Here is a 25,617-nt window from a genome sequence, read left to right as displayed (position 1 = left end):
CCTGTGATCATTAAGCGACTTAAGCCCATTTTTCTGTTCTTGTTTTCGAGCGGCGCTTTTTTTGTCTCACTGGCGGCGATTGCTGGTTTTCTGGCCTTTGCTTTTTGGCCGCTGGATGTTTTCAACCATTTCCAGCCTGTCATCTTTCCGGTCACGTTAGTTCTGTTTGTCACATCTGCAATATTTGCGCACCGGCAGCCGTTTCGGGGCCTAATGCTGAGCGTAAGCGCAACTGGGTTTATTGCCTCTTGTCTTGTGACTGTCCCAGAAATTGTTGGCGCCATTCGGCAAACTCCTCAACTGACCCAAATCGAAAATACTAAACGGCTGATGACGTTCAACATTTATGCAAAGAACGAAGACATTGAAGGTCTATTTGCCAGCATTAAAGACGAAAATCCGGACGTTTTACTGATGCAGGAATATTGGCGCTGGCATAGGGGAGAACTCGAGGAACGCTTAACGGTTCTGTTCCCCTATAGTGTTCATTGCCAAGGCGGGAAAAGGTCATTCCTTGGCATTTATTCAAAACTGCCGCTCAAAGAGTTACCAGGACACAATTGCATCGACAAGCTGAGTACCAAACAACGCACTTCGATAATCGCTGTTCAAGTTCAAGATGAGATTCCGTTTAATGTGATAACCACCCATTTTGATTGGCCAATTCCTGCTGGGCGGCAACGCGAACAGATGCAAACGGTAGTAAATGTGATCTTGGCTCAGTCAGGGCCGACATTGTTTGGGGGTGACTTCAACTCAACACCGTTTTCATATTCATTTAAAAACTTGGTGGATCAGAGCAAACTTAAGCGCGCCGTTTGGCTGATGCCGACTTGGCCTGCGCCACCAACTCACCCTGTTCCAATGCCAGCTTGGCTGCAGTTGGATCACATTCTTGCATCAAGTCATATAAAACCCACCAATTGGCACCGCGGCGCCAATGGTGGTTCTGATCATTATCCGTTGGTGATCGACTTTCAAATCTATTCTGGCGAACTCAACTAGCCTTTGAACTTGTTGTTGCGCGGGAAACCGGTTGGCGGCTGTCGTCCAGCTTGGGCGCGTTCACCCTGCCATTCCAGAAGTTCTTCACCCTTTTTGGTGTAAGTCCTTCCGGAGCTATCTGTCCAAGTTAGACCGTCCTCAGCGTTGAAGAGTTTAACGTCAGAAACCCCACCGTCTTTGTAACGCTGCAAACGGACGCCTTTTCCACGTCCCATTTCAGGCAACTGATCTCTTGAGAACACAAGCAGCTTGCGATTTTGGCCGATCACAGCGACCATATCGCCTTCAGCTTTAACGAAAATCTTAGCTTCTTGTTCGCCCGTAACATTAAGCACCTGCTTGCCCTTGCGCGTATTGGCGATCATGGCTTCTTCACCAACAACAAACCCGTTGCCAATGTCAGATGCAATCATGCGTTTTGTTCCTGGTACATGGACACAAAGGTCTAAAATGTCGGCACTTTCTTCCAAATCGATCAGAATACGAACAGGTTCACCATGCCCTCGCCCGCCCGGCAGTTTATCCGCAAGCAGTGTGAAGACCTTGCCGTTTGTTGCCACAAGGAACAATTTGTCTGTCGTTTGAGCGTGTGCCCACGTCTTTATCCGGTCGTCAGTTTTGAACGTTAAACCTTCAATATCAGTCGTGTGCCCTTTAAGCGCTCTAATCCAGCCTTTTTCCGATAGGATAATGGTCACCGGCTCCCGCTCAATCATTGCGGTTTGGATGTCTTCCAGATTGGCCACGGGGGCATCCTCGAACGTCGTACGACGACGACCAATTTTGGTGTCTTGACCGTAGGCTTTCCGAAGGTCTCTAATCTGTGTCGAAATTACCTGCCATTGCTGAGGATCAGAGCCCAAAAGCTCTTCAATTTTTGCCTTTTCAACGGTCAAACCGTCGAATTCCGTGCGAATTTCAACTTCTTCGAGTTTGCGCAATGCCCGCAAGCGCATATTGAGGATGGCTTCAGCTTGCACATCATTCAGATTGAATGCAGCCATCAGCGACGATTTCGCATTGTCTTCTTGACGGATAATGCGGATGACCTCGTCTAGATTGAGGTAAGCAATCAAATAACCACTTAGAACATTCAGGCGATGTTCGATATGGCGCAATCGATGATTTGAACGTCTGACCAGCACTTCTTTGCGGTGATCTAGCCATTCACGAAGTGTATCGCCAAGGCCAAGAACGCGGGGCACCGCGCCTTTGGTCAATACGTTGAGGTTGAGTGAAATCCGACTTTCAAGATCGGTGAGCTTGAACATGGACTCCATCAACATAATGGGGTCAACAACGCGAGATTTCGGCTCCAACACCAGACGCACATTTTCGTCGGACTCGTCTCGTACGTCGCGCAATAGTGGCAAGCGCTTAGCGATCAGCAGGTCAGCAATTTTTTCAACCAACCGCGCTTTCGGCACCTGATAAGGAACTTCGGTGATAACGATTTGATATCCGCCGCGACCGGTATCTTCACTTTCCCAACGCGCACGACATCTGAATGCCCCGCGTCCCGTTTCGTAGGCGTTGATGATTGACTGTTCGCCATCAATCAAAATGCCGCCGGTTGGGAAATCTGGACCTTTTACATAATTGACCAAGGTTTCAGTCCGCGCATTCGGCGTTTTGATCAGATGAAGTGCCGCGTCACACAATTCAGCAACATTGTGCGGCGGGATAGACGTCGCCATCCCAACCGCAATGCCGCTTGAGCCATTTGCCAAGAGATTGGGAAAATTGGAGGGAAGAACAACCGGTTCGTTGTCTTCGCCATCATATGTGTCGCGAAAATCAACGGCGTCTTCTGTGATACCCTCGAGTAAGCGACCAGCAACGTCGGTCAATCGCGCTTCGGTGTACCGCATCGCAGCCGCGCTATCGCCGTCGATGTTACCAAAGTTTCCTTGGCCGTCAACAAGCGGATAACGAACTGCAAAATCCTGCGCCAAACGCACCAGAGCGTCATAGACAGATTGATCACCGTGTGGGTGGAACTTACCGATAACGTCACCGACGACACGAGATGACTTTTTATATCCCTGCCCCGGTTCGAGCTTAAGCAAACGCATGGCGTGCAAAATTCGTCTGTGAACAGGTTTAAGCCCGTCCCTTACATCCGGCAAAGCCCGTTGAGTAATAGTCGACAGCGCATAGTTCAAATAACGCTCTTCAAGCGCTGACTTGAGTTTTAGTACTGGAAGTTGACCACTGTCGTCTGGGGGCTGCTGATCGCCCATAGATTGCCTCGTTACGCTTTAGAAATGGATCAGTTAAATCGAATCACTCAACTGATTATAGCCCTTCACATAGGGTTTTGATCAGCCGTTGTCGCATAGAAGGTGGGGATAATTGGCGCGGCGACCAAATATGCATGTTTAAAAAATGCTCTGTTAGCGCAAATGCGGCTTCAAGTTCAGCTTTTTCGCTCAATTCTAATATTCCGCCGAACAGCGAGGGCAATTTCATGAGCTTGGACAAATAGGGTTGCGCTGCCTCGTGGGTCACCGCTCGTCCGGTTTTTGGAGAGATATAGGCCAGACCCGTTTCTTCTCCGGTCAAAGCGCAGCTTTTAATGTCGATCCCAAAACCCAATTCATTAAGCAAACGCATTTCGAATTTTGCCAGCGCAGATCCAAGGATATATCCGCTTGCTTCAATGTCGTGCATTGCGGTGGCTTCGGCCAGCAAACGCGGATGCGGATCTCGCTCTGGCAATGCGCGTAAATGTTCACAAATCAGTTGGCTCAATGAAAGGCGTTCGCGTGTTTGCATCAGCGCCGCAGCGCGCAACGAAAGTGCTTCGACCGTATATGAACCCAAATGGTTTTCTAGACGCGCGCGCCAAGACAATTCGACACTATTTCCTGCCTGTAAAAGCGCAGCGAAACGTCGAGAGCGACCACCGCGAACCAAACCCATGTGACGGCCGTGTTCAACGGTCATAGCTTCCACAATCACGGCATTTTCGCCATGTTTTCTGGTGCCAAGAATAAGACCTTCGTCACGCCACTCCATTTAAGACCTATTTGGGGAATTCAAGTCCCATTTCCCGATAGCGAGATGGGTCATCGCCCCATTTTTCACGAACTTTGATGAACAGGAACAGATGTATTTTGACATCAAACATTTCCATGAGTTCTTTGCGTGACTCAGCCCCGATTGCCTTAATCGCTTGGCCGTTTTTACCCAAAATAATTTTCTTGTGCCCGTCGCGAGCCACGTAAATTATTTGTTGGATGCGGATTGAGCCGTCTTTTTGCGTTTTAAAACTCTCGGTTTCAACAGTCGCGCCATAAGGTATCTCTTCATGGATACGCAAAAACAGTTTTTCCCGCGTCACTTCTGCAGCGGTAAGCGCCATAGTAAGGTCGGTCAAATGATCTTCTGGGAAATGCCAATGGTCAACTGGCATTTGTTCACCACAAAAATTCACAAAATCTTTTACGCCGTGGCCCTTTAGCGCTGAAACCATGAAGGTCTGATCGAAATCAACTTTTTCGTTCAGTGTCTTTGACAACTCAAGCAGTTTTTCGTGATCGATCTGGTCGATTTTATTGAGCACAAGCACTTTGCGCTGATTGTAATCTTTAAGACCATCCAGCAAACGTTCAACTTCGTCAACAATGCCGCGCTTCGCATCAATGATCAGCGCGACCATATCTGCGTCGCCAACGCCGTTCCACGCCGATTGAACCATTGCGCGGTCTAGACGACGTTTTGGGAGAAAAATACCTGGTGTATCAACAAAGATGATTTGGTTTTTCTCAAGGGTAACAACACCGCGCACTTGCGCCCGTGTGGTTTGCGCCTTGTGCGTTACAATCGACACTTTAGTGCCAACCAACGCATTTAGCAGTGTTGATTTACCTGCATTGGGTGCCCCGACCAACGCGACAAATCCGCATCTGGTATCAAGGGGGTGGTTATTCGTCATCTTCGCTCCAAATGCCTTCGCGGATTAAAAAATTCATGGCCGCTTCATGTTCAGCAAACTTCTTCGACTTGCCCATCGCAGTTGCTGAAACATGTTTTTCAATTTGTACTTCAATTGTAAATTCAGGTGCGTGGTCGGGCCCTTCGCGCAAAACCTCAACGTAAACAGGAAGGCTTAGGCTTTTTGATTGGGCCCATTCCTGCAAACTGGTTTTCGCATCGCCACGGCCATCGGTGCCGCCTTTAATGTATTTTGCAAAATGTTTTTCGATGAATGTTCGAGCAACCTCGATACCACCATCCACATAGAGCGCGCCAATAATCGCCTCGCAAACATCGCCAAGAATAGCTTCTTTTTGTGCGCCACCGGACTTCGCTTCGCTTTGCCCCATAATGAGCGCAGGTCCGACATCAAGTTTACGCGCAACATCCGCGCAACTTTCCTTACGAACAACTGAATTAAGCGCGCGAGACAAACCACCCTCGTTGGCGCCAACATTGTCGCGCAACAATCTGTCAGCAACAACAAGCCCCAAAACCCGGTCGCCCAAAAACTCTAACCGTTGGTATGAGTTCTCGGTACGTCTGGTGGGCGCAACTGCGCTAGAATGCGTGATAGATCGCGTTAACAGCGATCTATCTTTGAACTGGTGCCCAGTTCGTCGTTCCAGCTCGTCTATTGTACGGTTTCTTGTGTTCATTGGTAGACGGATTGGAACATGCGCTCTAGGCGAACATTGCCCGGCCAGCGCCAAACCTGCCAAGGATTGATGTTGTCTTTTATGGAGAAGAACCGTACCTCAGCCTTACCAATGAAATTTTCCAACGGCACATAACCGACGGTTTGCAATGAACGGCTATCCAATGAGCGGTCTCTATTGTCACCCATCATAAAGTAATGACCATCTGGCACGGTATAAACGCTTGTCTCGTCGAATGGGCGCGTATCGGAAAACTCTTGAACAAGATAGCTCACGCCGCTCGGCAACGTTTCACGATATTGAATCATTTCAAGCGAGTCGCCGCGACTGTCCGTATCGATAATTGTGCCAACGCGTTCTTTTTGTACGGCTGTGCCGTTAATATGCAGCACGCCTTTTTTCATCTGAATTGTGTCACCGGGCAAACCGATTACGCGCTTCACATAATCAACTGTTTGCGGCACGGGGCGGAAAACGGCGATTTCTCCACGCTCTGGTGCTCGACCAAATATCCGACCGCTAAAGGGAATAATTTCGAACGGGAACGAGTATTTGGAATAACCATAGGTGTATTTCGACGCCAAAATATAGTCACCGATCATCACATTTGACTGCAACGATGCGGTTGGGATTGAAAATGGCTGAAACAAAAAGCTACGGAAAATCAGTGCAATAGCAAGTGCTTGCACGAGAATAACAATCGTTTCCCAAATTTCACTTTTGGCCGTGGGCTTGCCATTGGCATCAAGCTTGTTCTCAATTTTTCCGGCCATTTGGTCCTGCTTGTCTGGTGGTTGATGGCGTCTTATCAACGGATTTTTGTCAAACTTCAAGAGCTTCAATGATAACAAATGCCTGCGCCATGCCGTTATCGTCAGTTATCGAAATATGAATGTGGGGATTATGGCCCTCTGGCACAAGTCTTTGCAGCGCTTTTAGGGCGCCGTTGGTCAACTTAAGCGTTGGTTTGCCCGACGGCAAATTGACAACCCCAATATCGCGCCAGAAAACCCCATGTGACATGCCAGTCCCAAGGGCCTTAGCACACGCCTCTTTGGCGGCAAAACGCTTGGCATAACTTGCAGCGCGTTGTTTGCGGCGATCGGATTTAGTGCGCTCAATTTCGGTAAAGCAACGCATGGTGAAGCGCTCACTGTGACGCTCTAGTGTTTTTTCCACCCTTGCGATCTCACAAATATCGTTGCCCATCCCGATGATCATATTTTTGCACCTACCCTATTTAAGACCGCGACTACCTGGCTTTACAGCCGGTATTGCCGCCAATTCTGGGGGTAAATCATCTGGCGCATATGCAGGTACTTTGAACCCGGTCAAAGCGACCAACGGCACGCCGATATCCGCCTCACCATCTGAGCGGTCAACAAGACATGCAGCTGCAACAACTTCAGCCCCAAGGTCAGTTAAGCACTCAACGCACTCCCTGATCGAAAGGCCGGTTGAAACAATGTCTTCAACAACAATTACTTTTTCGCCCGGTTCAATTTCAAAGCCCCGGCGCAGTTCAAATTTGCCATTCACGCGCTCGGTGAAAATCGCAGGCTTTTTAAGGTGACGAGAGGTTTCGTAGCCGGGAATAATGCCGCCGATTGCCGGTGAGACGATTTGAGATACATCGCCAAATCCTTGCGCTACGATTTTCTCGGCCAACGCTTTGCAAAGAATTTCAGCTTTATCGGCATGCATGAACACGCGTTGTTTTTGCAAGAATGTTGGCGAACGTAGGCCAGAGGACAGAATAAAATGGCCTTCCAATATTGCCCCACACGACCGAAAAACCGCTAAAACTTCTTCTTGGTTCATCCCTTATTCTCCTCTATTTCCAATTGTTGATATTGATCACTCATGTTCTCAACAATTTCAGCTTCTGCGGCGCTGGCGCGAACAACTTTGGATACACCAACAATACGTGTGAGCGTGGCAATGACATCATTTAGCTGCGTGATATCAACCAACTCCAATTGGAACAACATTTCGTTGAAATCAACCGTCGCAGAACGCGAAAGTAAATTCGAGATGTTGGCTCCCGTTGCAGCAATTGATGAGGTTACTTGTGCCAAAATGCCCGGTTTATTGACTGATTGAATCGCTAGAATGGCGCTGTAAGTTGACATGTCATCGTCCGCGATGTCCCATAAGACATCGATCCAAAGCACTTTTTGATCGTGATAAGCTGGCAATGCCTCAGACCCTATTGGATAGATCGTAAGGATGCCATCCGAAGGTAATATGCCCACTAGACGATCTCCGGGCACGATGCCTTCAGCAGCCTTTTTTACTGGAGTTGTAAAGTCCAAGCTGGAAAATGTCCGCGAGACACTTTCAGGCACATTTTGCCCTCCGGGCACTCGGAACTTAAATCCAGGCCCTTGGGCGAGAGAAAACCATCCGTCAGCTGATGTGCCAACACGCAGCCCCATCGGCTTGCGTTTCTTGCCCTTCTCCGCGCCTCTTATTGTGTCCATCTGCCGAACGAGATCGTCCCCGGACAGCGTTGCTTCACCCAATGCAATAAACAATTGACGCTGCGAAGCTAAATTAAGGGCTGACAACAACAATTTGCTCTCTTTTACATCAAGAACAATTGTCTCGCGCTCCAAAATTGCTTCATAAATTTGTTGCCCTAACGAATGTGCGCGCTCTTGCGATGCGTTGCGCAGGGAGCGTCGTATTGCAGCACGGGCTTTCCCCGTTATGGCAATATTTTCCCAATTGGGTGGCGGGCTGTGCTCGGGGTCACGGACGATTTCGACTTCATCACCGTTACGCAATTGGGTGTTCAACGGCATAATTGTGCCATTGACCTTGCAGCCAACGCAGGTGTCGCCGATATCGGTATGCACTGCGTAGGCGAAATCGATGGATGACGCGCCGCGCGGCAAGGCGATCAGACGCCCGTTGGGTGTGAAGCAAAAGACCTGATCCTGAAACAGTTCAAGCTTGGTGTGCTCCAAAAATTCTTGCGGATTTTCCCCTTCGGTAAGGTGCGCAATTGTTGACCGCAGCCATCCATATGCCCGGCTCTCTTGCTCAAGTCGCCCCATATCGCCCGAGATGCCTTCTTTATAAAGGGCGTGGGCGGCAATGCCGAGCTCTGCAATTCGGTGCATTTCCCTGGTGCGCAATTGCAACTCAACCCGTTGGCGTCGCGGCCCAACAATGGTTGTGTGGATTGAGCGATAGTCATTTTGTTTGGGTGTGGAAATGTAGTCTTTAAATCGTCCGGGAACGACCGACCATGTGGTGTGGACAACGCCAAGTGCCTGATAACATTTAGCGACATCATCAACCACCACGCGAAAACCGATAATATCAGATAGTTGTTCCAGACCAATGGACTTGCGCTCCATTTTCTTAAAAATCGAAAATGGTGCTTTCAACCGTGTTGTAACGTCGGCAAGTATGCCCTCTTCAACGAATCGCGCGGCCAACTCCATGCGAATTTCATCTACAACTTGTCTGTTTTCTTCTTCGTAGTCAGCCAAACGCTCAGAAATGGCAGCATGATGCTCTGGGTGCAGGGTCTTAAAGGAAAGATCTTCCAACTCTGACCGCAAATCTTGCATCCCCATACGCCCTGCCAAAGGCGCATAAATTTCCATTGTTTCTTGAGCTATGCGTTTACGCTTGTGTTCTGGCACAAACCCGAGCGTGCGCATATTGTGTAAGCGATCCGCCAGTTTAACCAACAACACCCGCACATCTTCGGAGATCGCCAGCAGCAGTTTTCGAAGGTTTTCGGCTTGCGCCTCTTCGCGCGATGTCAGATTTAGTCGATCGATCTTGGTGAGACCTTCAACAATCGCCCCAATCTCAGAGCCAAAGAGTTGATCAATTTCAGCCCGTGTTGCGTCCGTGTCCTCAATTGTGTCGTGCAAAAGCGCCACTGCAATTGTGGCATCGTCCAAATGCAATTCGGTGAGGATCGCTGCAACCTCCAAGGGATGCGCGAAATAGGGATCACCGGATGCACGGGTTTGTGCGCCATGCTTGCGCATGCCATAGACATAAGCCTTGTTTAACAAGGCTTCATCAGCTTTGGGGTTGTAAGCTTGCACGAGCTCGACAAGCTCATATTGACGCATCATGGCTTTTAGCGCTGCTCCGCAAAAATTTGGTTGAACTTAGTGCATAAAAAAGGCGTCGAAACCGACGCCTTAAAATCTAACGGTTTGTAGCCCTGCGATGCAAGACTAATCGTCGCGCCGTTCTGGGGGCGCCAAACCTTCGATACCGCGAAGAAGCTCTTCTTCACTCATTGTATCAAAGACCATACCCTCGTCGCTATCTGTGCGGCTTTCGATAAGCGGAGCAGTGTCTGCTTCCGGCTCATCAACTTCCACATATTTTTGAAGAGAATGGATCAAGTCTTCTTTTAGGTCACCAGCAGAAATTGTGCCGTCGCCGATTTCGCGAAGCGAGACAACCGGGTTTTTGTCATTGTCACGGCTAACCGTAATTTGCGAACCGGATGAGATCAAACGTGCGCGATGAGATGCCAAAAGGACAAGCTCAAAACGGTTTGGAATTTTTTCGATGCAATCTTCAACTGTGACGCGTGCCAAAGTGACTTCTCCAAAACTAAGTATAGGTCGCCGTGCTTACAACAGGTACAAGCTTTTTACAAGGTCCAAATTTACCCCGCATTGTTCGAATATTAATCATCGACATATTCGTGTTTTTTGATTTATTAACTCGGTTGAACCAAAGTAATGTGATTTGTGTGGCAAAAATGCTATTAATCGCGAAATTATAGGCATAATACTGAGTCATATCGTAATATTATGTCAAAAATAACAAGCCATAATTGCTTGTTGACGTAGAGTAAGGCAAATTTGCTGAATGTTTGATCCGAGTGAAAAAATTGTCCTATTTATGGACGGTGCCAATCTATATGCTACTGCAAAGGCATTGGGCGCAGAATTAGATTATCGTCGTATGTTGGCTGAATTCCAAAGCCAAGCATATTTGTTGCGCGCGTATTATTATACCGCGCTTGTGGAAGACCAAGAATACTCCTCCATTCGCCCCCTTATCGACTGGTTGGATTATAACGGTTACACAGTTGTCACCAAGCCCGCAAAAGAATTTGTGGACTTTCAGGGACGCCGCAAGATTAAAGGCAATATGGACATCGAAATTACAATCGATGCTCTCGATTTGTCTGATCATTATGATCATCTTGTTTTGTTCTCTGGCGATGGCGATTTTACGGCCCTTGTTGCAGCGCTACAAAAGCGCGGTAAAAAGGTGACTGTAGTTTCCACAAAAGCAACTGCATCTCCCATGATTTCGGACGACTTACGTCGTCAGGCTGATTATTTCATGGATATTGCAGATCTTGCTAAGTCAGTTGGTCGTGACCCAGCTGAGAGCGCAAAAACGCCAGATAAATAGGTCTCTAACTCCTTTGACTGAAACCAACCCGCCTTTGGATTGCCAATTGTGCCCGCGGCTCGTTCAGTTTCGCAATGGCGCGCGCGAGAAATTTCCGGACTGGCACAATGGGCCAGTTCCCAATTGGAGTGCGCCCGCACCAAATCTGATGATTGTCGGTCTCGCGCCCGGTTTACGCGGCGCAAACCGAACGGGACGCCCCTTCACGGGCGATTGGGCCGGTGATTTATTGTATCAAACACTGGTAAAATTCGGCTTCGCGCAGGGCGAGTACGGCCAATCATCTGATGATGGTTTAAAGCTAGTTGATGCGATAATCGTCAATGCCGTGCGCTGTGTTCCACCGGAAAACAAACCAATTGGCGCAGAAATCAGTAATTGCCGCCCATTCCTTGAGGCAACAATTGAGCAAAACAGTTCTGTTCAAATTGTGGTTGCGCTTGGGGGCATTGCCCACAATTCGTTTTTGACCGTTTTTGGCGTGAAGAAAAAAGACCATCCCTTTGGTCACGGCAATGAACATCGTCTGCCGAACGGCTCTTTGCTCATCGATAGCTATCACTGCTCTCGATACAATACGAACACGAAGGTGCTTACTGAAGAAATGTTTGAGGACATTTTTGCACGGGCTAGGCAAATTATTGACGGTTAGAGCGGCTTAGCCGTGATCTTTCATCACGCGTGACTTTTGACGCGCCCAGTCGCGATCTCGCTCTGTTTGGCGTTTGTCGTGGGACTGTTTGCCTTTGGCCAGGGCGATCAATAGCTTCGCCATTCCACGATCGTTGAAATAGAGTTTTAGAGGAACAATGGTGTTGCCGTTTCTTTCAACGGCACCCATGAGGCGGTTCATTTCTTTTTTCGACAAAAGAAGTTTCCGCTTGCGGCGCTCATGGTGATTGTAGCGGTTTGCTTGCAGATATTCTGGAATATGGGCGTTGATCAGCCAAATCTCACCGTTTTCTGGTGTGGCATAGCTTTCCGTGATTTGTGCTTTGCCATTGCGAAGTGACTTAACTTCGGTGCCTTGCAACATGATCCCGGCTTCGATTGTATCAAGGATTTCATAGTCATAACGAGCCCGACGGTTTTCCGCCACCAGACCCGATATTGCTTTGTCTTTTTTCTTTTTCGGCGCCATTTGGGCTATATTAAACCCGCATGTTCTAGCGCTGCATCGACTTCAGCTCTCGTGCTGTCAGAAATCGATACCAAAGGAAGCCTAACGTCCGGCTCGCAAAGCCCTAGACGTGATGCGACATACTTCACGGGCACTGGGTTCGGATCTTTGAATAGAGCCGAGTGCAGTGGTGCCAATTTGTCTTGCACCGATAATGCTTTAGCAAAATCGCCGCTTAAACAGGCTTCTTGCATCTCATTGCACAGCTTTGGGGCAACATTTGACGTAACCGAAATGCAGCCTTGCCCACCATGCGCCATAAAACCGAGCGCTGAGAGATCATCTCCGGTCAATTGAATGAAATTGTCATCCAAATAATGGCGCTGCAAAGATGCCCGCGCCATATCTGCTGTTGCGTCTTTGACACCAACAATATTTGGACACTCTTTGCGCAAGCGTACCATCGTATCAATAGAGATATCGACGATTGAGCGGCCTGGAATGTTGTAGAGAAAAACCGGCAAGTCGGTGGAATTGGCAATCGCAGCGAAATGCGCGAACAAGCCATCTTGATTTGGCTTATTGTAATAGGGCGACACAGTTAGAATAGCGTCTGCACCTACTTTTTGAGCAAATTTTGCGAATCCGATGGCCTCTTTAGTGGAATTGGACCCGGCACCGGCAATCACCGGCACCCGTTTGTTTGTGGTTTCAACACAGATCTCAATTACCCGCTCGTGTTCGGCATGGCTAACAGTAGGGGACTCACCGGTTGTACCCATAGGTACAAGACCATTGGTGCCCTCCTCTATTTGCCAGTCTACGAAACGGGAAAATGCAGGCTCATCAACTACACCATCGCGAAATGGCGTGATCAACGCTGTAATAGAACCACGAAACATCGTCATTTCCCTTCTCACTCAAATCAATAGGCACTGTTGACAACATGTTGTCACCAAAAGGTCAAATAATTTCCGCAATTTGAACCTGAATGTGCCGGAGTTAACGAACATAATCGCAGTTGAATATGGCCGCAAGTCGACAAATCCAAATTTGGTGCGTTTTTACATGCTTCTAAACCGATCATTCACCTTAATGAATTATGATTTCCGAGATTGTGCGATGGGGGTCGCACAATTGTTGAATTTTGTTTTGCGTACATCAAACGGATCTAAATAATGATTATGGACCGCCCAATATTTCGTAACAAAAACGCGTTTCTTGCTAAAATCTTGGCTGGCATCAGCTTGGGAACATTGCTCACGCTGAGTTCTAACGCGTTCGCTCAGCAAAAAATTGACAACACGGTCACGAGTTCAATTAGCGCCACCGCCACATCAACAGCTTCGGTGAAGGGCAGCCAGCGGTTTCAGAACGCCTTGAGCGCGTTGGAACGCGGCAATTATGTTGACGCCTACAGCGCAGCGCGAGCAATTGCCGATAATGTTGAACGACGTACCATTCAGTGGGCCAGTATTTATTTTGGCAATGGCGCAATCGATCACAACACCGTATTGCGGTTTCAGGCAGATGCGCCCCATTTTGCCAGCACAAAGACATTTAAGACCCGCATAGAACAATCGCTGACGAAATCTAAGCAAGACAAACAGACAGCTATTTCGCTATTGGGTGGCGCAATGCCCTATACCCTTACCGCGCAAATTGCTCTTGCCGACGCTTACGCCAAAGATGGGCAGGTTGAACGTGCAGGTCGGATTATTAAATCCGTTTGGACCAACAACTTTTTAACGAGGGCTGTTGAAGCTGACCTTTTGGCGCGCTACAGCCGCCAATTAACAAGAGACGACCATTGGAAGCGCACGCAGCGCTTGTTGATGCACGACAGAGCGCGTGGTGCTGAGCGCATCATGAATCGCTTATCATCAGCACAACGCAGTTTAGTTGTTGCCCGCATTGCCGTTTCGCGTAAGCAAAAGAACGCGGTTTCCTTGTTGGACCGTGTCGATCCCAGTTATCGCAATCACCCGCTATATTTTTATGCGAATGCGCAACGTTTAAGCGACAATGGCGCAATTAGCGCAGCCGTAAAAGAGCTTAACAAAGCATCAGGCGCACTGCCAGAAGCCCATTTGTGGTGGTATGAACGGCGAACCCTCACGCGCAAACTGCTTGCCTATAACAAACCAGCAATCGCCTACCAGGCAGCAGCTGGATACACGAATGGCCCGGAAGGCAGATTGGTTGACTCTAATTTCCATGCTGGATGGATTGCGTTGTCGTTTTTGGGCGATGCGCCAACCGCCGTGAAGCACTTTAAAAAAATGGCAAGCATGTCAACCATCGCCACAAGCGCTTCGAAAGCGCAATATTGGCTTGGCCGCGCCTATGCTAAAATGGGACAAACATCGCAGTCGAACGCGCACTTCCAACAAGCTGCAAAGTTCAACCAATATTATTATGGTCAATTGGCCATGGTTCGATTGGGCAAAAAAACAGTTGGATTACGCGGCATGCCCAGCTGGCAGCAAAACGAAGCAGTGTTCAACCAGCGTGAAATTGTTCGTGCCATTCGTTTGTTTGGTGCAAACAAGACGTATAGTTTTGCGCGCCCCCTCACCCGTCGTTTAATCTATCAAGTAAAAGAAGCTGGCGAAATGTTGCTGGCCGCACGACTGGCCCAAGATATTGAAGCACATGACCTGGCCATTTTGATGTCAGATGTCGCAAACAGCAGAGGCGTCGGTCTGGACCTGTTTGCATTCCCTAAGGACGGTCTCCCTCGCCATAAATTGGCCGATGTCGACAATGCTGCTGTATATGCAATTGCCCGGCAAGAAAGTAAGTTCAACCGAACAGCGATAAGCCATGCAGGCGCGCGCGGGTTGATGCAATTGATGCCTGGCACCGCGAAGGAAACAGCTGGAAAGCTTGGGATTTCTTATTCGAAATCAAAGCTCACAACTGATCCATCTTACAATGCCTTGCTCGGTTCAACATATTTAAAGGCGCAGCTAAAACGCTATGATGGGTCATTAGTGTTGGCCGCAGCCGCATATAATGCGGGCGCCGGCAATGTGAACAAATGGCTCAAAGCCTATGGTGATCCACGCAGCCCGTCGATTGACCCGGTCGTTTGGATTGAGCTTATTCCGTTTACCGAAACACGCGGCTACGTTCAAAAGGTGCTTGGAAACTACCAAATTTATAAACTTCGCTTAGGCGACAATCGCCTTCAAATGGCGAAATTCTTACGTAGTATTTATTGAGACTAGTTTTGGTGTTCGCGCTGTTCAATATTACGTGGACTTGGTATAGCGATCATTATGGATCTTGAACAAAGCATTCGCCAAGAACGCAGCGAACTAAGAATGATCAGCGTGCGATCCGGCGCACGGCAATTGGCCGTGCGCACCAGCGGAGACTTTGACGACAAATCAAAGTTGCCCATCATTTGCATTGCAGGCTATCATCGCAACATGTCGGACTTCTTTGCTTTTGCCGACAAGTTCTCAGAGTTTGCCCGATCTAAGTGGCCAATCATTCGCGTTGATCTGATTGGCCGTGGCAAGTCACAAATTGCACCCAAATCTGAAGAATATTCGACGCTAGACGACGCCGTTGATATGGCAGAACTTTGCAAGATATTGAACGTTCATCGCGCGATCTGGTTTGGCCAAGCACATGGTGGCAATGTGATCATGGCACTTGGTCCAAAAGCACCAGGCATTATTGCAGGCACGATACTATGCGACGCGGGGGCGCTCATCAGTGCCCAGGGCTTGGTAAGGTTGCGCAACAACTTGAAGTTTCTATCAAAAATCCGAAATGAGGACGAAGCAATTGCCGCTCTTCGTCGTATAATCGGTGTGGATTATCCGGCGCTGGGAAGCGGCAAGTTGGACAGCATTGCCGGACGCACACACATATGGAACAAAAAGAAAAAGCGGCTTGAGCCGCGCTTTGACTGGCGTCTATTGGAGCGTCTTGATGCGTTTGATAATGATGACGTGCTGACCGCCAATTGGGCGTTATTTGACAGCCTTGCCCAAACGCCGATGCTGCTCATGCGTACACGCAACACTGACTTGTTACGTGCCGATGTGTACCAACATATGCTAACCCGCAGGCCAGATGCGATCTCGCTTGAAATTGAAGGTGAAGGGTCGCCCGCTTTATTTGAGCAGCCAGATGAAATGGGCACAATCGCTGAATTTGTGCTGCACACCAATAAACGAGCTCTCGGAAAATAAAGGCCGAAACCCCAAAAGGTTCCGGCCCAAACTGTTCAAAATCGAAACTTGAAGTTGATTGACTATGTTGCGTCTTTGGCCAATTGCTTGGCTTGAGAAACCCACTTTTCGCGGTCTATTCGACCTTTAAAAGACAGTTCCTCATCAACCCACTTCACCTCTTTAACACCCCATGAAGCGACTTGGTCATAGTGATATATGCCCATGCTATTCAAGGTGCCTTCAATCTTGGGTCCCACACCCTTGATTGTTTTTAGATCGTCCTTCTTGCCACCTTTTGGAGCCGTTAAGGTCGCTGGTTTGCCGTCAGTTGCCACCGTTGCTTTTGCTGCGGTTGGTTTCTTAGCAGCCGCTGGTTTGGTCGCCGAAGTAGGTTTAGCGGCAGCCTTTGGTGCAGTCGCTTTTTTCGCCATCGCTGTGCTTTTAGGCGCAGTCTTGCGCGCTGCAGCAGGTTTAGTGGCCGCAGGTTTAGCAGTTGCAACTTTTGAAGCCGACGACTTTGCTGGCGCGACCTTTTTGGCTACTGGTTTTTTGGCTGCTGGAGCCTTTTTTGCTGTAGCTTTGGTGTCGGTGGTCGTTGTGGTGCTGGTTTTCTCAACCGTGCTGTCAACAGAACTGGAAGCGGCCGTTGCCTGATTTGATGGAGATGATGCAGGGGCGTTACCGCCCATCAAACGGCGCAAAAAATATCCGATTAAACAACCGATAAGAAATGCTGCCAGCATTAGCAGCGCAATTTCAATTAGATGTGGTGCATTCATACCAGTTTCCCTCGTTCAGTCAGCAGCATTTATAGTTTATCTTCGGACGCATAACTCATCCAACCGGTTAGAATTCCGATCGCCAAAGCGATGGCCAAATATAGCCAATATTGAGAAATTAGAAATCCAATGGTTTCAAAAAACATGTGTACCTCCCCTTGTGGGCAAACCCTACTCTACAGCCTCGCGCACTGCAAATACTATGCGCCGGTTCTCTTTTTTTCCAGCTCTGTTATCGTTTGATGCAATGGGAAGGCTTTCCCCGTAACCGATTGCAAAGATACGGCCAGCATCCACGCCAAGCTCGACCAATTCATCTACCACACGCTCCGCACGCATCACCGAAAGCGTTAAATTTGCGTCGGCGGGGCCGTCAGAGTCTGTATGGCCTTCGACCTCTACGAATGTTTTGGGACAAATTTGTAAGTTCTTTGCAATTTCACCCAATGTATTTGTCGATGCATTGTCTAGTTTCGCGCTGCCGCTCTGAAACGAAATCGCTTTCTGCTTAACCAAATCAGCGATTATCTCACCACATATCAAATGTGCTGGCGGCGTTTTGATGTTGACCACCCAATCGCCCGGAGAGGTTGTTAGGCTGGCCAATGATTTGTCTCTTGAAACAAAATCACTTGTCGCACCAGACAATTCCCACGCCCCTTTGCTGTAGGTAACTTCACCCTCGTCCAAATGTTCTAATGCCAATATGCCGGTAAGCGCATTTGATAAAAATCGATCAGGCGCACCAGCTGCAACGTCAAGCGACGGAGTTTCCGCTGCACCAACTGCTAGCTGCAAGCTGTAACGCGCACTTGGGTCAGGCACGTTGCCAAGCATTTCAAAACCAGAGCCAGCCTTCTTCGCGCTCCACGTAAAATTGAGACCGATTTCGCTTTGCTTCGCTTTTTCGTCCGCTTCAGCTTTTGCCTTGGCTTCAGCTCCTAAACGCGCATTTTCCTCAGCCTGGGCTTTTGCCTTGGCCTCAGATTCCAAACGTGATTTTTCCTCGGCGTTTGCTTCAGCCTCCAGGCGTAACTTCTCTTCGGTTTCGGCCTTTTCCTTAGCCTCAGTTTCTGCCTGCGCTGCGGCTTCTGCCTGCACTTCTGCCTCGGCTTTTGCCTTTGCTTTTGCTTCAGCTTCCAGCCTTGCCTTTTCGGCAGCTATTGCCTGCGTTTCAGCCTCCAAGCGCAACTTCTCTTCAGCCTCAGCCTCTGCCTCTGCCTTAGCCCTGGCTTCGGCTTCCAATCTTGCTTCTTCGGCGGCTATTGCTTTTGTTTCAGCTTCAATGCGCGCACTTTCCTCTGCATCAGCCTTCGCTTTGGCTTCTGCTTCCATACGTTCCTTCTCGTCCGCTTCGGCTTTTGCTTTCGCTTTGACTTCTGCGTTGGACAAGTTCACCATCCAAACAGGATCTTCGTCGTCACCGAGCGTTAGTTTCACCGCCGCTGCAATCGCTTTGTCAGCGACCTCACCTTCAATTTTCCAAGCGGTCCCATCATACGAAAGGCGTCCGAAGTTTAACATCTGGACGGCGGCTAGACCGTTTTCGATCCGTGCGACAAATGGCTCACGCTCTTCAATTACTTTTCCAATGAACAGCGCTCTATTGTCCGGCGTTTTCTTCCACGACAAGGGGTCATCCAAATATCCGGTATATGATATTAGACCGTTTTCTGTCTGTTCGGCTGAAAAGATGAGTTGGTCTATCGGTTGTACAACATGAACATCCAGTCGGAATGACGAGCTGAACGGCGTCAAAATTTTCATCATATTTTCAAGGGCTTGATCAGATTTAGCACGACCAATCAGCGACCAGGTATTCCCAGAAAGACTGGCGCGTCCTGTTTCTAGTTCCTGCAAACTACTTAGCGCAACGTTCGCACGGGATTGAAACTCGTCAGGCGCACCAACACCAATTTTTGGTTGCCCAGATACATTGGGCAATGCCATCCATTCGTCGATCACAGCCTGTTCCGGTGCATAACCACTGACGACAATGTCGGCGTCTTTGGATTTCTGTGCGGACCAAATATATGGGACCACCGGAACAATCCGCGCAGTCAACTCAATGGTCCAACCGGAACCATCAGCCGTAAAATCGCCTAGGTCATTTTTGATTTTTTCTACTGTTTGCGTATCGGTTGCCGTACCCGAAATATGCCAACGTTCGCCGTCAAAACCAAACTCACCTTCTTCCAATTGTTGAAGTGCAGAAATGCCAATATTGGCGATTTCTTCAAAACGATCAGGTTCGCCACTCGCTAGGCTGACGTTTGAAGTGCCCATGCCCAAAAGAAGCAATTGCAGATCTTCATTTGGCACATAACCATCAAACGAAAATTCAGCTTCATTGGTCCAAACGGCACTAAATCGATACGGTTTTGCTACAGGTGGCGCTAGTTCTGTGAATTGGGCTTGCCAACTTTCAACTTTAATCCCTTTATTAGAAAACTCTGTAAAGATGTTGTTTTTCATCTCTTTATTGGCAATCGTCGAAGCAAGGGACCATTGCCCATCATTCAGGATTACCTGCCCTTCAACCATATGGTTTGAAGCAGCGGCGCTCGCAATTGCTACCGTTTCAAATTCAGCCGGTTGCCCGATGGCTGGCAAAGTCTCATCCATCAACTTAACGCCATTAAGCTGCTGCAAAACTTGGGAGTTGAATTGTTTTGATGGCGAATATCCGGCCATCCGAACTCGATCTGTCGTCTCTTTGGTCAGAGACCAGGAATATGGCGACACGGTCGGCAGTTCGATGCTGGCTATGGCGAGGTCATATCCGTCCGGGATTTGGGTGCCAAACTTTTCTTGGAGCGCCAAAAAGTCCTGCGGTGTAATTGCTTTTCCTTGCACAACAATTTTTTGATCTTCGATCTCTGCCGAAGCACCATCATATAAATGGCCTAATGCATCCACTAACATTTCGGTGGCAGTTTCAAATTGCTCTGGCGCACCGCGGGCTACTCTGACTTTAGACACGTCTACTGGCATTGATGCCATTTGCAGTTTGGCCAAACCTTCTTCGCTGGGCACATACCCCGAAACAACCATTTGTTGATCGCGCAACTCAAGCTTCAATGTAAATGGCTGGATTACTGGCCTCTCGAGATTTACCGTTACATTGAATGCACCCAGTTGGTCACCCAACCCGCTAACATCGTCATAAACCTCAAAGTTCGGCACTTCACCTTGAATTTGTATGCGGTCATCAGAGATCGAGAATTCGCCATTCAAAAGCTCATCAAGCGATTTCACGAGCAAACCCAAAGAGTTCTCAAAGTCTTTCGGTGCGCCTGAACTGATTTGTAAGTTTGCAACGTCTAACCCAGCTTCCCTTAATTCTGCTTTTGCTGGCTGTGAGTGAACATTTCCTTCAAGAGACAAATTACCTTGCGAGCTTTTTTGACCTGACAGCTCATACGGAGCTACGAGCGGCGGAATAATCTCACCACTGCCACGCACCAAATTGTCCGGAAACCCAGCCCCAAACACAACATCAAGAGTGTGGTAGGCGTCATGGTCTTTAGCCCGTCCCGCCATGGAAACGGTCAGGCCTTCAACTTCTACATTGCCCTGATCAAAATGCTGCAACAGCCGAATTGCAAACTGACTTGCATCGCGCCAATCACTTGGTCTGGGGCTGCCTGACGCCAACGCCAAAGACACGTCGCCCTCTCCAAACCAATCTGTGACTTGTTTGGTCACGTGATCATTTGGCATACCGCCAACCATTGAACGAGACTTGCCGTCTTGGGAAAGCGAGAGTTTGAAGGGCTCCATCTTTGGTGCAACTTGAATATCTAAACTGACACTACGAACACCATTATGCGCGGCTACAAGTTTGGTGATTTCATCAATTTCAGCAGTGTTGGTGCTTAGACCAGAAATTGTGACATCGCGGCCCACAACATCGACGCTAGTCCATTTATGCCCAAACTTGTGGAGCTTTTCGCTGACGCCAGCGTTGAGTTCGGCTTCAACATATGCCTGTGTTTGCCAAACAGCTACAGCACTGCCCACACCAATGGTTAGCACCCCCGCAATCAGCAGAGTGAACCATTTCACACGTTTTATCGATCCCATTTGGCAAGCTACTCCGCTGGGCGCATCAAATTCGTACAATTTACCGCAGCTGGTGCAGTTCTGTATCAATCAAGCCGCCGCCCGCTTAACTTGTTGACACATTCGGTTGGGAAAGAATCTTAAGCACAAATACTTTTCGTACCAGCATTTTCTGACAATCAAGTGGACTGTCAACAATTTCGTGTTCGGTTCCCACTAGACACAAAAAAAGCCCGGCTTATGCCGGGCTTTCTCAAACTCAAAATCAAATTGCCCTAAAGGACTATTCGAATGTTTTCTTGAATTTTGTAGAAACAGTTGTTTGACCTGTGCTGTCAGCATTGAAGCCAACATTAACAGTAGCACCGCCACCTGGCATCCAGTCAATGTCACCCTCGAATTTGGTAACACTTGCTTCGTCGAAGTTAACTTTAGCAGAAGCAGTCAAAGTATCAGATACTTTAAACGCGCCTTTCAAAGCAACATCCCAGTCGTTGTTGTCGTCGAAACGACCAGCAATAGTCAATGTAGTAGTGTCATCAACTTTAGCTACGCCTGAAACAGCAGCTTCCCACTGGCTTGCGTTATCGAATTCAACGCCAGCTGCCAATGTGAACATGTCAAATGTTGCTTTACCAGAAAGCAAAGCTGACCATGTGCTATCGCTAGCTGTTTCGAAAGCAGCACGGAAGCTCACTGTGTCAACATTGAAAGTTGCACCAGTATGAAGTGACCATACGTTTGCAGCTTGAATTAGATCGTCAAGAATGAACGTAGCGTGTGCAGTGCCCCAATCTTGCTTAACACCGATAGCGCCAACCAAAGAAGCATTGTTCACTGTACCAAGATCTTCAAGAGCAACAACAGCGTTTACGCCATCACCAAGGCTTGCAGACATTTGAACAACATAACCACCAGTTGCAACGCCGCCGCCAAGTGCTAGACCTTCGTCAGAACCAGCTGCATCGCCAGATAGACCAAGTGAGTCAAGAGCGAAGATTGCTGTAAATGTTTCGTCGTCGTCTTCTTTAGCAACTGAGCCTTTTTTACCAGCATAAAGAACAACTGAAGAAGCGTCGCCGATACCAACATAGCCTTCTTCCAACACAACATCATTAGCAGTTGCGGTCAAAGTTGCTGGAGCTACACCTGCAGCACCACCGGTGCGTGATGTATCGTCTTCTTTTTCAGAAATCTTAATAACAGCCATTGCTGGACCGAAATCGCTGTCTGCAGTTGCAACAGCTTTCAAATGCCAGTCAAGGTCGCCAGAAGTGTTTTGAACGCCTGCAGAAGCAGTGTCCAAATCGTAGTTGCCATATTTCCATTCGTAAGAAACTTCGCCTGAGAATTTCAAGCAGTTTGTTTCAGAAGAAATAGTCAAACCAGTGATGTTCAATAGATCGCAAGTGTCTAGTGCGACTGCGATCGGATCAGCTGCTTGTGCGCTTGTGCCAAGTGCCAAAGCTGCTGCGGAACCAAGTAGAAGGCTCTTAATTTTCATAGTACTGACCTCCAAAAATCAGTTAGTAGATTGACCGGATTTTACCGGTGGTTTGTCGTAACGCGGCCACACTTATTGTAGATGGTGTGTTTGACGCCGCGGTTGCGACCGACAAACGATTCCATGCATGGATTCGCTTAGCCAAACTACTCATCCGCTCTAAACATTCAAGCACAGAAACATTCCTACAACACGCTTGGGGGTTCGCTGTTGCATTTTGAACACATAATGCACGCCACGGCGGTAGCAACATGCATCATCCGGCAATTATTGCAGTGCAGATTGCGACCCCGCAACGCCCCGTTAATATGACGTTAGGTTTATTTGGTCTGCAATTAGCCACAAAGACACGATGATTGGGTGTTGACCGTGGCGCCCAGTTAGCTAAAAACACATCCCCGCCTGCTCGTGCTTGTGCATAAATTTTAACTTAGTATCTGGAAGTCCCCATGGCCCAAATCGCTTCATCAATCGGCATAGACTTTGGCACATCGAATACAGTGATTGCATTAGCCGACGCCCACGCCAACGTGCGTACAATTCAGTTCGGTGCCGAAGCGGATGCATCTGACGTTTACAGATCAATCCTTTGCTTTCAGAAGCAAGATGGTGGTGGCCGTCACGATATCGAAGTCAATGGCGGGGCAGAGGCGATCGAAGCCTACCTTACGAGCGCAAATGACGTTCGTTTTATTCAGTCAATAAAAAGCCACGCTGCCAGCAGATTGTTTGAAGAAACCCGGATATTTGGCACGCCTTATAAGTTTGAGGATTTACTTGCCTCGTTTTTGCAATGCGCTGTGAAAGACACCAGCGACGCACTAGAAAATTTGGGGACGAGTTTTATCTCAGGACGCCCTGTTGCATTTGTAGGAAGCGCACCAGATGACGCTTTGGCCATGACGCGATATGAAGCGGGCTATGCAAAAGCGGGGTTTCCAACACCTAAGCATGTTTATGAACCAGTTGGTGCCGCCTATAGTTACGCACGTCGTTTGAAAAACGATGCCACCGTTTTGGTTGGTGACTTTGGTGGCGGCACAAGCGATTTCTCGATCATAAAGTTCGAAAAGACTGGCGGACGAACCGTTGCCCACCCAATTGGGTATGCCGGCATTGGCATTGCAGGCGACCGATTTGACTATCGCATCATTGACGCCGTCATTTCTCCTAAGTTGGGGAAATACGGCCAATATCGCTCATTCAATAAACTACTTGAAATGCCAAAGCACTATTACACGCAGTTTGCGAAATGGCATCAACTCGCCCTTTTAAAGTCTCCAGAAACCATTCGTGCGTTGCGCGAATTGGAAAAAGCAGCAACAAAACCCGAGCAGATTGAAGCCTTGATCGAAACCATAGTAGATGACCGGGGATTTGACATTTACAGCGCTGTTTCCAGCGCGAAGACGCAGCTCTCCTCCAACAGTACAGCAAAACTTCAACTCAAGCTGGGCGACATAGACATAGATGAAACCATCGCAGTGGAAGACTTCAACCACTGGATTTCACCAGACATCGCCCAGATAGCGAGCAAAGTTGACAGCTTGTTGGAAAGCACGGGTCTAGATGACACTGATATTGATAATGTGTTCCTGACCGGAGGTAGTTCATTTATACCTGCCGTTAAAAAGATATTCGCCGACAGGTTTGGCATTCACAAACTGGCTGGCGGCAATCAATTTCAATCTGTAGCAATCGGCCTCTCCCTAATTGGACTAGAGGATGACGTTTCCCCATGGCTTGCAAATGCAGCAAACAAGTCTCAGTTTACCCGTTGAGAATATGATTTTGACTCAGATTCAGGACTAGATTGCAAATTCAACTTGTTAGATTTCATTTGCAGTTTGGCACCCTCGCCTCAAGCACCGCGTTAAGTTAAGAAGAACTTATGTCAAAAATTGATTCTCTCTTTGTTACTCGTCTTTATCGCGCGGCCCTTTCGGGATTGGGCAAAACGCTGGATCCAGACGAACTTGAAGCCACCTGTCTGTCGATTGCCGACGATGATGAGGCTGGACAGAAATGGTGTGAGGAAAATGATTTTCCCGGTTACACCAGCTATGCCTCACTAGATGACCTTCCTTGGCGGTTTCCGATCTTCAAGGATTTGATAGAAATACTCGACAAGCACGTCGCCGCATTCGCCCAAGATCTTGAGTTTAATCTTGATAACAAACCGCTCAAGTTGGACAGTTTGTGGATTAACATTCTGCCTGAGGGTGGTATTCACACATCCCATATTCATCCCCATAGCGTGATTAGTGGCACCACATATGTCGCGATGCCCAAGGGGGCAAGTGCGATCAAGTTCGAAGACCCACGTTCGGCCATGATGATGGCAGCGCCGACCCGAACGAGCGATGCTCGAAAAGAAATGCGTAGCTTTATTTATGTTGCACCAGAAGTGAGCGATATTTTGCTTTGGGAAAGTTGGCTGCGCCATGAAGTGCCTATGAACATGGCAGAACAAGAGCGGATAAGTGTTAGTTTCAACTATAGTTGGGGCTGACAGAAACGCTCTCGCCTACCACTAAAGTTCGATGCTCCACATCAGTTTAAGCTGAGGAGCCGCCATACCCATTTATCAGGCCAAGAGACATCCAAGATGCTCGCGTCCCTGGCTGTTGATGCCGAATTTCGACCGCGGCTAGGCCGATAACGGTCAATTTGTTACTCTTTGTAATATACATCAACGCATAGAATAATTCTTCTGCTGAATGTGGTTGCGCACAAATTGCAACTTACGGATTATGAACGGATTATGAACGGATTATGAATTGATGTGCGGCCAAAGGTTTTGTTGTCGCCAGTCCTGTCGGCGATGTCGATGATTTATTACCGAAACAGCAGAGTAAGCGTGAGCGTGGTAAACAACCCTGCACTTCCTTGGAAA

21 protein-coding genes are annotated in these 25,617 nt (G+C 48.4%); 7 read left to right on the top strand and 14 right to left on the bottom strand.

Features of this window, described 5'->3' with window-relative positions; all coding sequences use genetic code 11:
* The first annotated feature begins 3 nt into the window (after positions 1–3).
* Entirely contained in the window at positions 4–1,005 is a 1,002-nt protein-coding gene (locus ACSHWX_RS09665; protein WP_435668005.1) for an endonuclease/exonuclease/phosphatase family protein, read from the top strand.
* Here the strand turns inward: ACSHWX_RS09665 and parC are convergent.
* The 9 genes from parC to rpoZ form a co-directional block, all read right to left on the bottom strand.
* Positions 1,002–3,248 (bottom strand): DNA topoisomerase IV subunit A, encoded by a 2,247-nt coding sequence (gene parC, locus ACSHWX_RS09660; protein WP_435668004.1) that lies wholly within the window; start codon positions 3,246–3,248, stop codon positions 1,002–1,004. The genes ACSHWX_RS09665 and parC overlap by 4 nt on opposite strands.
* Before the next feature lie 55 nt (positions 3,249–3,303).
* Entirely contained in the window at positions 3,304–4,026 is a 723-nt protein-coding gene (gene recO / locus ACSHWX_RS09655) for a DNA repair protein RecO (protein ID WP_435668003.1), read from the bottom strand.
* Between the two features lie 7 nt (positions 4,027–4,033).
* Complete coding sequence (gene era, locus ACSHWX_RS09650; protein WP_435668002.1) at positions 4,034–4,945, bottom strand: GTPase Era; 912 nt, start codon at positions 4,943–4,945, stop codon at positions 4,034–4,036.
* On the bottom strand, positions 4,935–5,645 hold the full coding sequence (gene rnc / locus ACSHWX_RS09645) for a ribonuclease III (RefSeq protein WP_435668001.1): 711 nt from the start codon (positions 5,643–5,645) through the stop codon (positions 4,935–4,937). The genes era and rnc overlap by 11 nt, the downstream gene beginning before the upstream one ends.
* Positions 5,642–6,418, bottom strand: coding sequence for a signal peptidase I (gene lepB / locus ACSHWX_RS09640; RefSeq protein WP_435668000.1), 777 nt, complete (start codon positions 6,416–6,418; stop codon positions 5,642–5,644). The genes rnc and lepB overlap by 4 nt, the downstream gene beginning before the upstream one ends.
* Before the next feature lie 49 nt (positions 6,419–6,467).
* Positions 6,468–6,866: a holo-ACP synthase gene (gene acpS, locus ACSHWX_RS09635; protein WP_435667999.1), complete on the bottom strand. Its 399-nt coding sequence runs from the start codon at positions 6,864–6,866 to the stop codon at positions 6,468–6,470.
* Between the two features lie 15 nt (positions 6,867–6,881).
* Complete coding sequence (gene pyrE, locus ACSHWX_RS09630; RefSeq protein ID WP_435667998.1) at positions 6,882–7,466, bottom strand: orotate phosphoribosyltransferase; 585 nt, start codon at positions 7,464–7,466, stop codon at positions 6,882–6,884.
* On the bottom strand, positions 7,463–9,751 hold the full coding sequence (locus tag ACSHWX_RS09625; protein ID WP_435667997.1) for a RelA/SpoT family protein: 2,289 nt from the start codon (positions 9,749–9,751) through the stop codon (positions 7,463–7,465). Before ACSHWX_RS09625 ends, pyrE begins: the two co-directional genes overlap by 4 nt.
* A 105-nt stretch (positions 9,752–9,856) precedes the next feature.
* Positions 9,857–10,228, bottom strand: a complete 372-nt coding sequence (gene rpoZ, locus ACSHWX_RS09620) for a DNA-directed RNA polymerase subunit omega (protein WP_435667996.1) — start codon at positions 10,226–10,228, stop codon at positions 9,857–9,859.
* A gap of 277 nt (positions 10,229–10,505) precedes the next feature.
* Here rpoZ and ACSHWX_RS09615 point away from each other — a divergent pair, with 277 nt between their 5' ends.
* The gene (locus tag ACSHWX_RS09615; RefSeq protein WP_435667995.1) at positions 10,506–11,060 is read left to right on the top strand and encodes an NYN domain-containing protein; all 555 of its coding nucleotides are present in this window, start codon (positions 10,506–10,508) and stop codon (positions 11,058–11,060) included.
* A 46-nt stretch (positions 11,061–11,106) separates the two neighbouring features.
* Complete coding sequence (locus ACSHWX_RS09610) at positions 11,107–11,712, top strand: uracil-DNA glycosylase (protein ID WP_435667994.1); 606 nt, start codon at positions 11,107–11,109, stop codon at positions 11,710–11,712.
* A 6-nt stretch (positions 11,713–11,718) separates the two neighbouring features.
* Here ACSHWX_RS09610 and smpB read toward each other — a convergent pair whose 3' ends face one another.
* A complete protein-coding gene (smpB, locus tag ACSHWX_RS09605; protein WP_435667993.1) occupies positions 11,719–12,201 on the bottom strand; it encodes an SsrA-binding protein SmpB in 483 nt (160 codons plus the stop codon).
* A gap of 5 nt (positions 12,202–12,206) precedes the next feature.
* On the bottom strand, positions 12,207–13,082 hold the full coding sequence (gene dapA / locus ACSHWX_RS09600; RefSeq protein WP_435667992.1) for a 4-hydroxy-tetrahydrodipicolinate synthase: 876 nt from the start codon (positions 13,080–13,082) through the stop codon (positions 12,207–12,209).
* Between the two features lie 276 nt (positions 13,083–13,358).
* Between dapA and ACSHWX_RS09595 the strand changes: the two genes are divergently transcribed.
* Both ACSHWX_RS09595 and ACSHWX_RS09590 read left to right on the top strand, forming a co-directional pair.
* On the top strand, positions 13,359–15,407 hold the full coding sequence (locus tag ACSHWX_RS09595) for a lytic transglycosylase domain-containing protein (protein ID WP_435667991.1): 2,049 nt from the start codon (positions 13,359–13,361) through the stop codon (positions 15,405–15,407).
* 57 nt (positions 15,408–15,464) lie between these two features.
* Entirely contained in the window at positions 15,465–16,391 is a 927-nt protein-coding gene (locus ACSHWX_RS09590) for an alpha/beta fold hydrolase (RefSeq protein ID WP_435667990.1), read from the top strand.
* A gap of 62 nt (positions 16,392–16,453) precedes the next feature.
* Here the strand turns inward: ACSHWX_RS09590 and ACSHWX_RS09585 are convergent, their stop codons facing one another.
* From ACSHWX_RS09585 to ACSHWX_RS09575, 3 genes are all read right to left on the bottom strand, one after another.
* Positions 16,454–17,152: a hypothetical protein gene (locus tag ACSHWX_RS09585; protein WP_435667989.1), complete on the bottom strand. Its 699-nt coding sequence runs from the start codon at positions 17,150–17,152 to the stop codon at positions 16,454–16,456.
* Between the two features lie 171 nt (positions 17,153–17,323).
* A complete protein-coding gene (locus ACSHWX_RS09580; RefSeq protein WP_435667988.1) occupies positions 17,324–21,238 on the bottom strand; it encodes an OmpA family protein in 3,915 nt (1,304 codons plus the stop codon).
* Between the two features lie 262 nt (positions 21,239–21,500).
* Entirely contained in the window at positions 21,501–22,721 is a 1,221-nt protein-coding gene (locus ACSHWX_RS09575; protein WP_435667987.1) for a hypothetical protein, read from the bottom strand.
* Positions 22,722–23,170: 449 nt separating this feature from the next.
* Between ACSHWX_RS09575 and ACSHWX_RS09570 the strand changes: the two genes are divergently transcribed.
* A complete protein-coding gene (locus ACSHWX_RS09570; RefSeq protein WP_435667986.1) occupies positions 23,171–24,502 on the top strand; it encodes an Hsp70 family protein in 1,332 nt (443 codons plus the stop codon).
* A 110-nt stretch (positions 24,503–24,612) separates the two neighbouring features.
* Complete coding sequence (locus ACSHWX_RS09565) at positions 24,613–25,233, top strand: TIGR02466 family protein (RefSeq protein ID WP_435667985.1); 621 nt, start codon at positions 24,613–24,615, stop codon at positions 25,231–25,233.
* Positions 25,234–25,617 lie beyond the last annotated feature (384 nt).

The organism is Maritalea sp. (assembly GCF_051251695.1).
In the GTDB taxonomy this organism is placed as follows: domain Bacteria; phylum Pseudomonadota; class Alphaproteobacteria; order Rhizobiales; family Devosiaceae; genus Maritalea.
The sequence above is the reverse complement of the archived record's forward strand: the minus strand, read 5'-3'. Positions and strand labels throughout refer to the sequence as shown.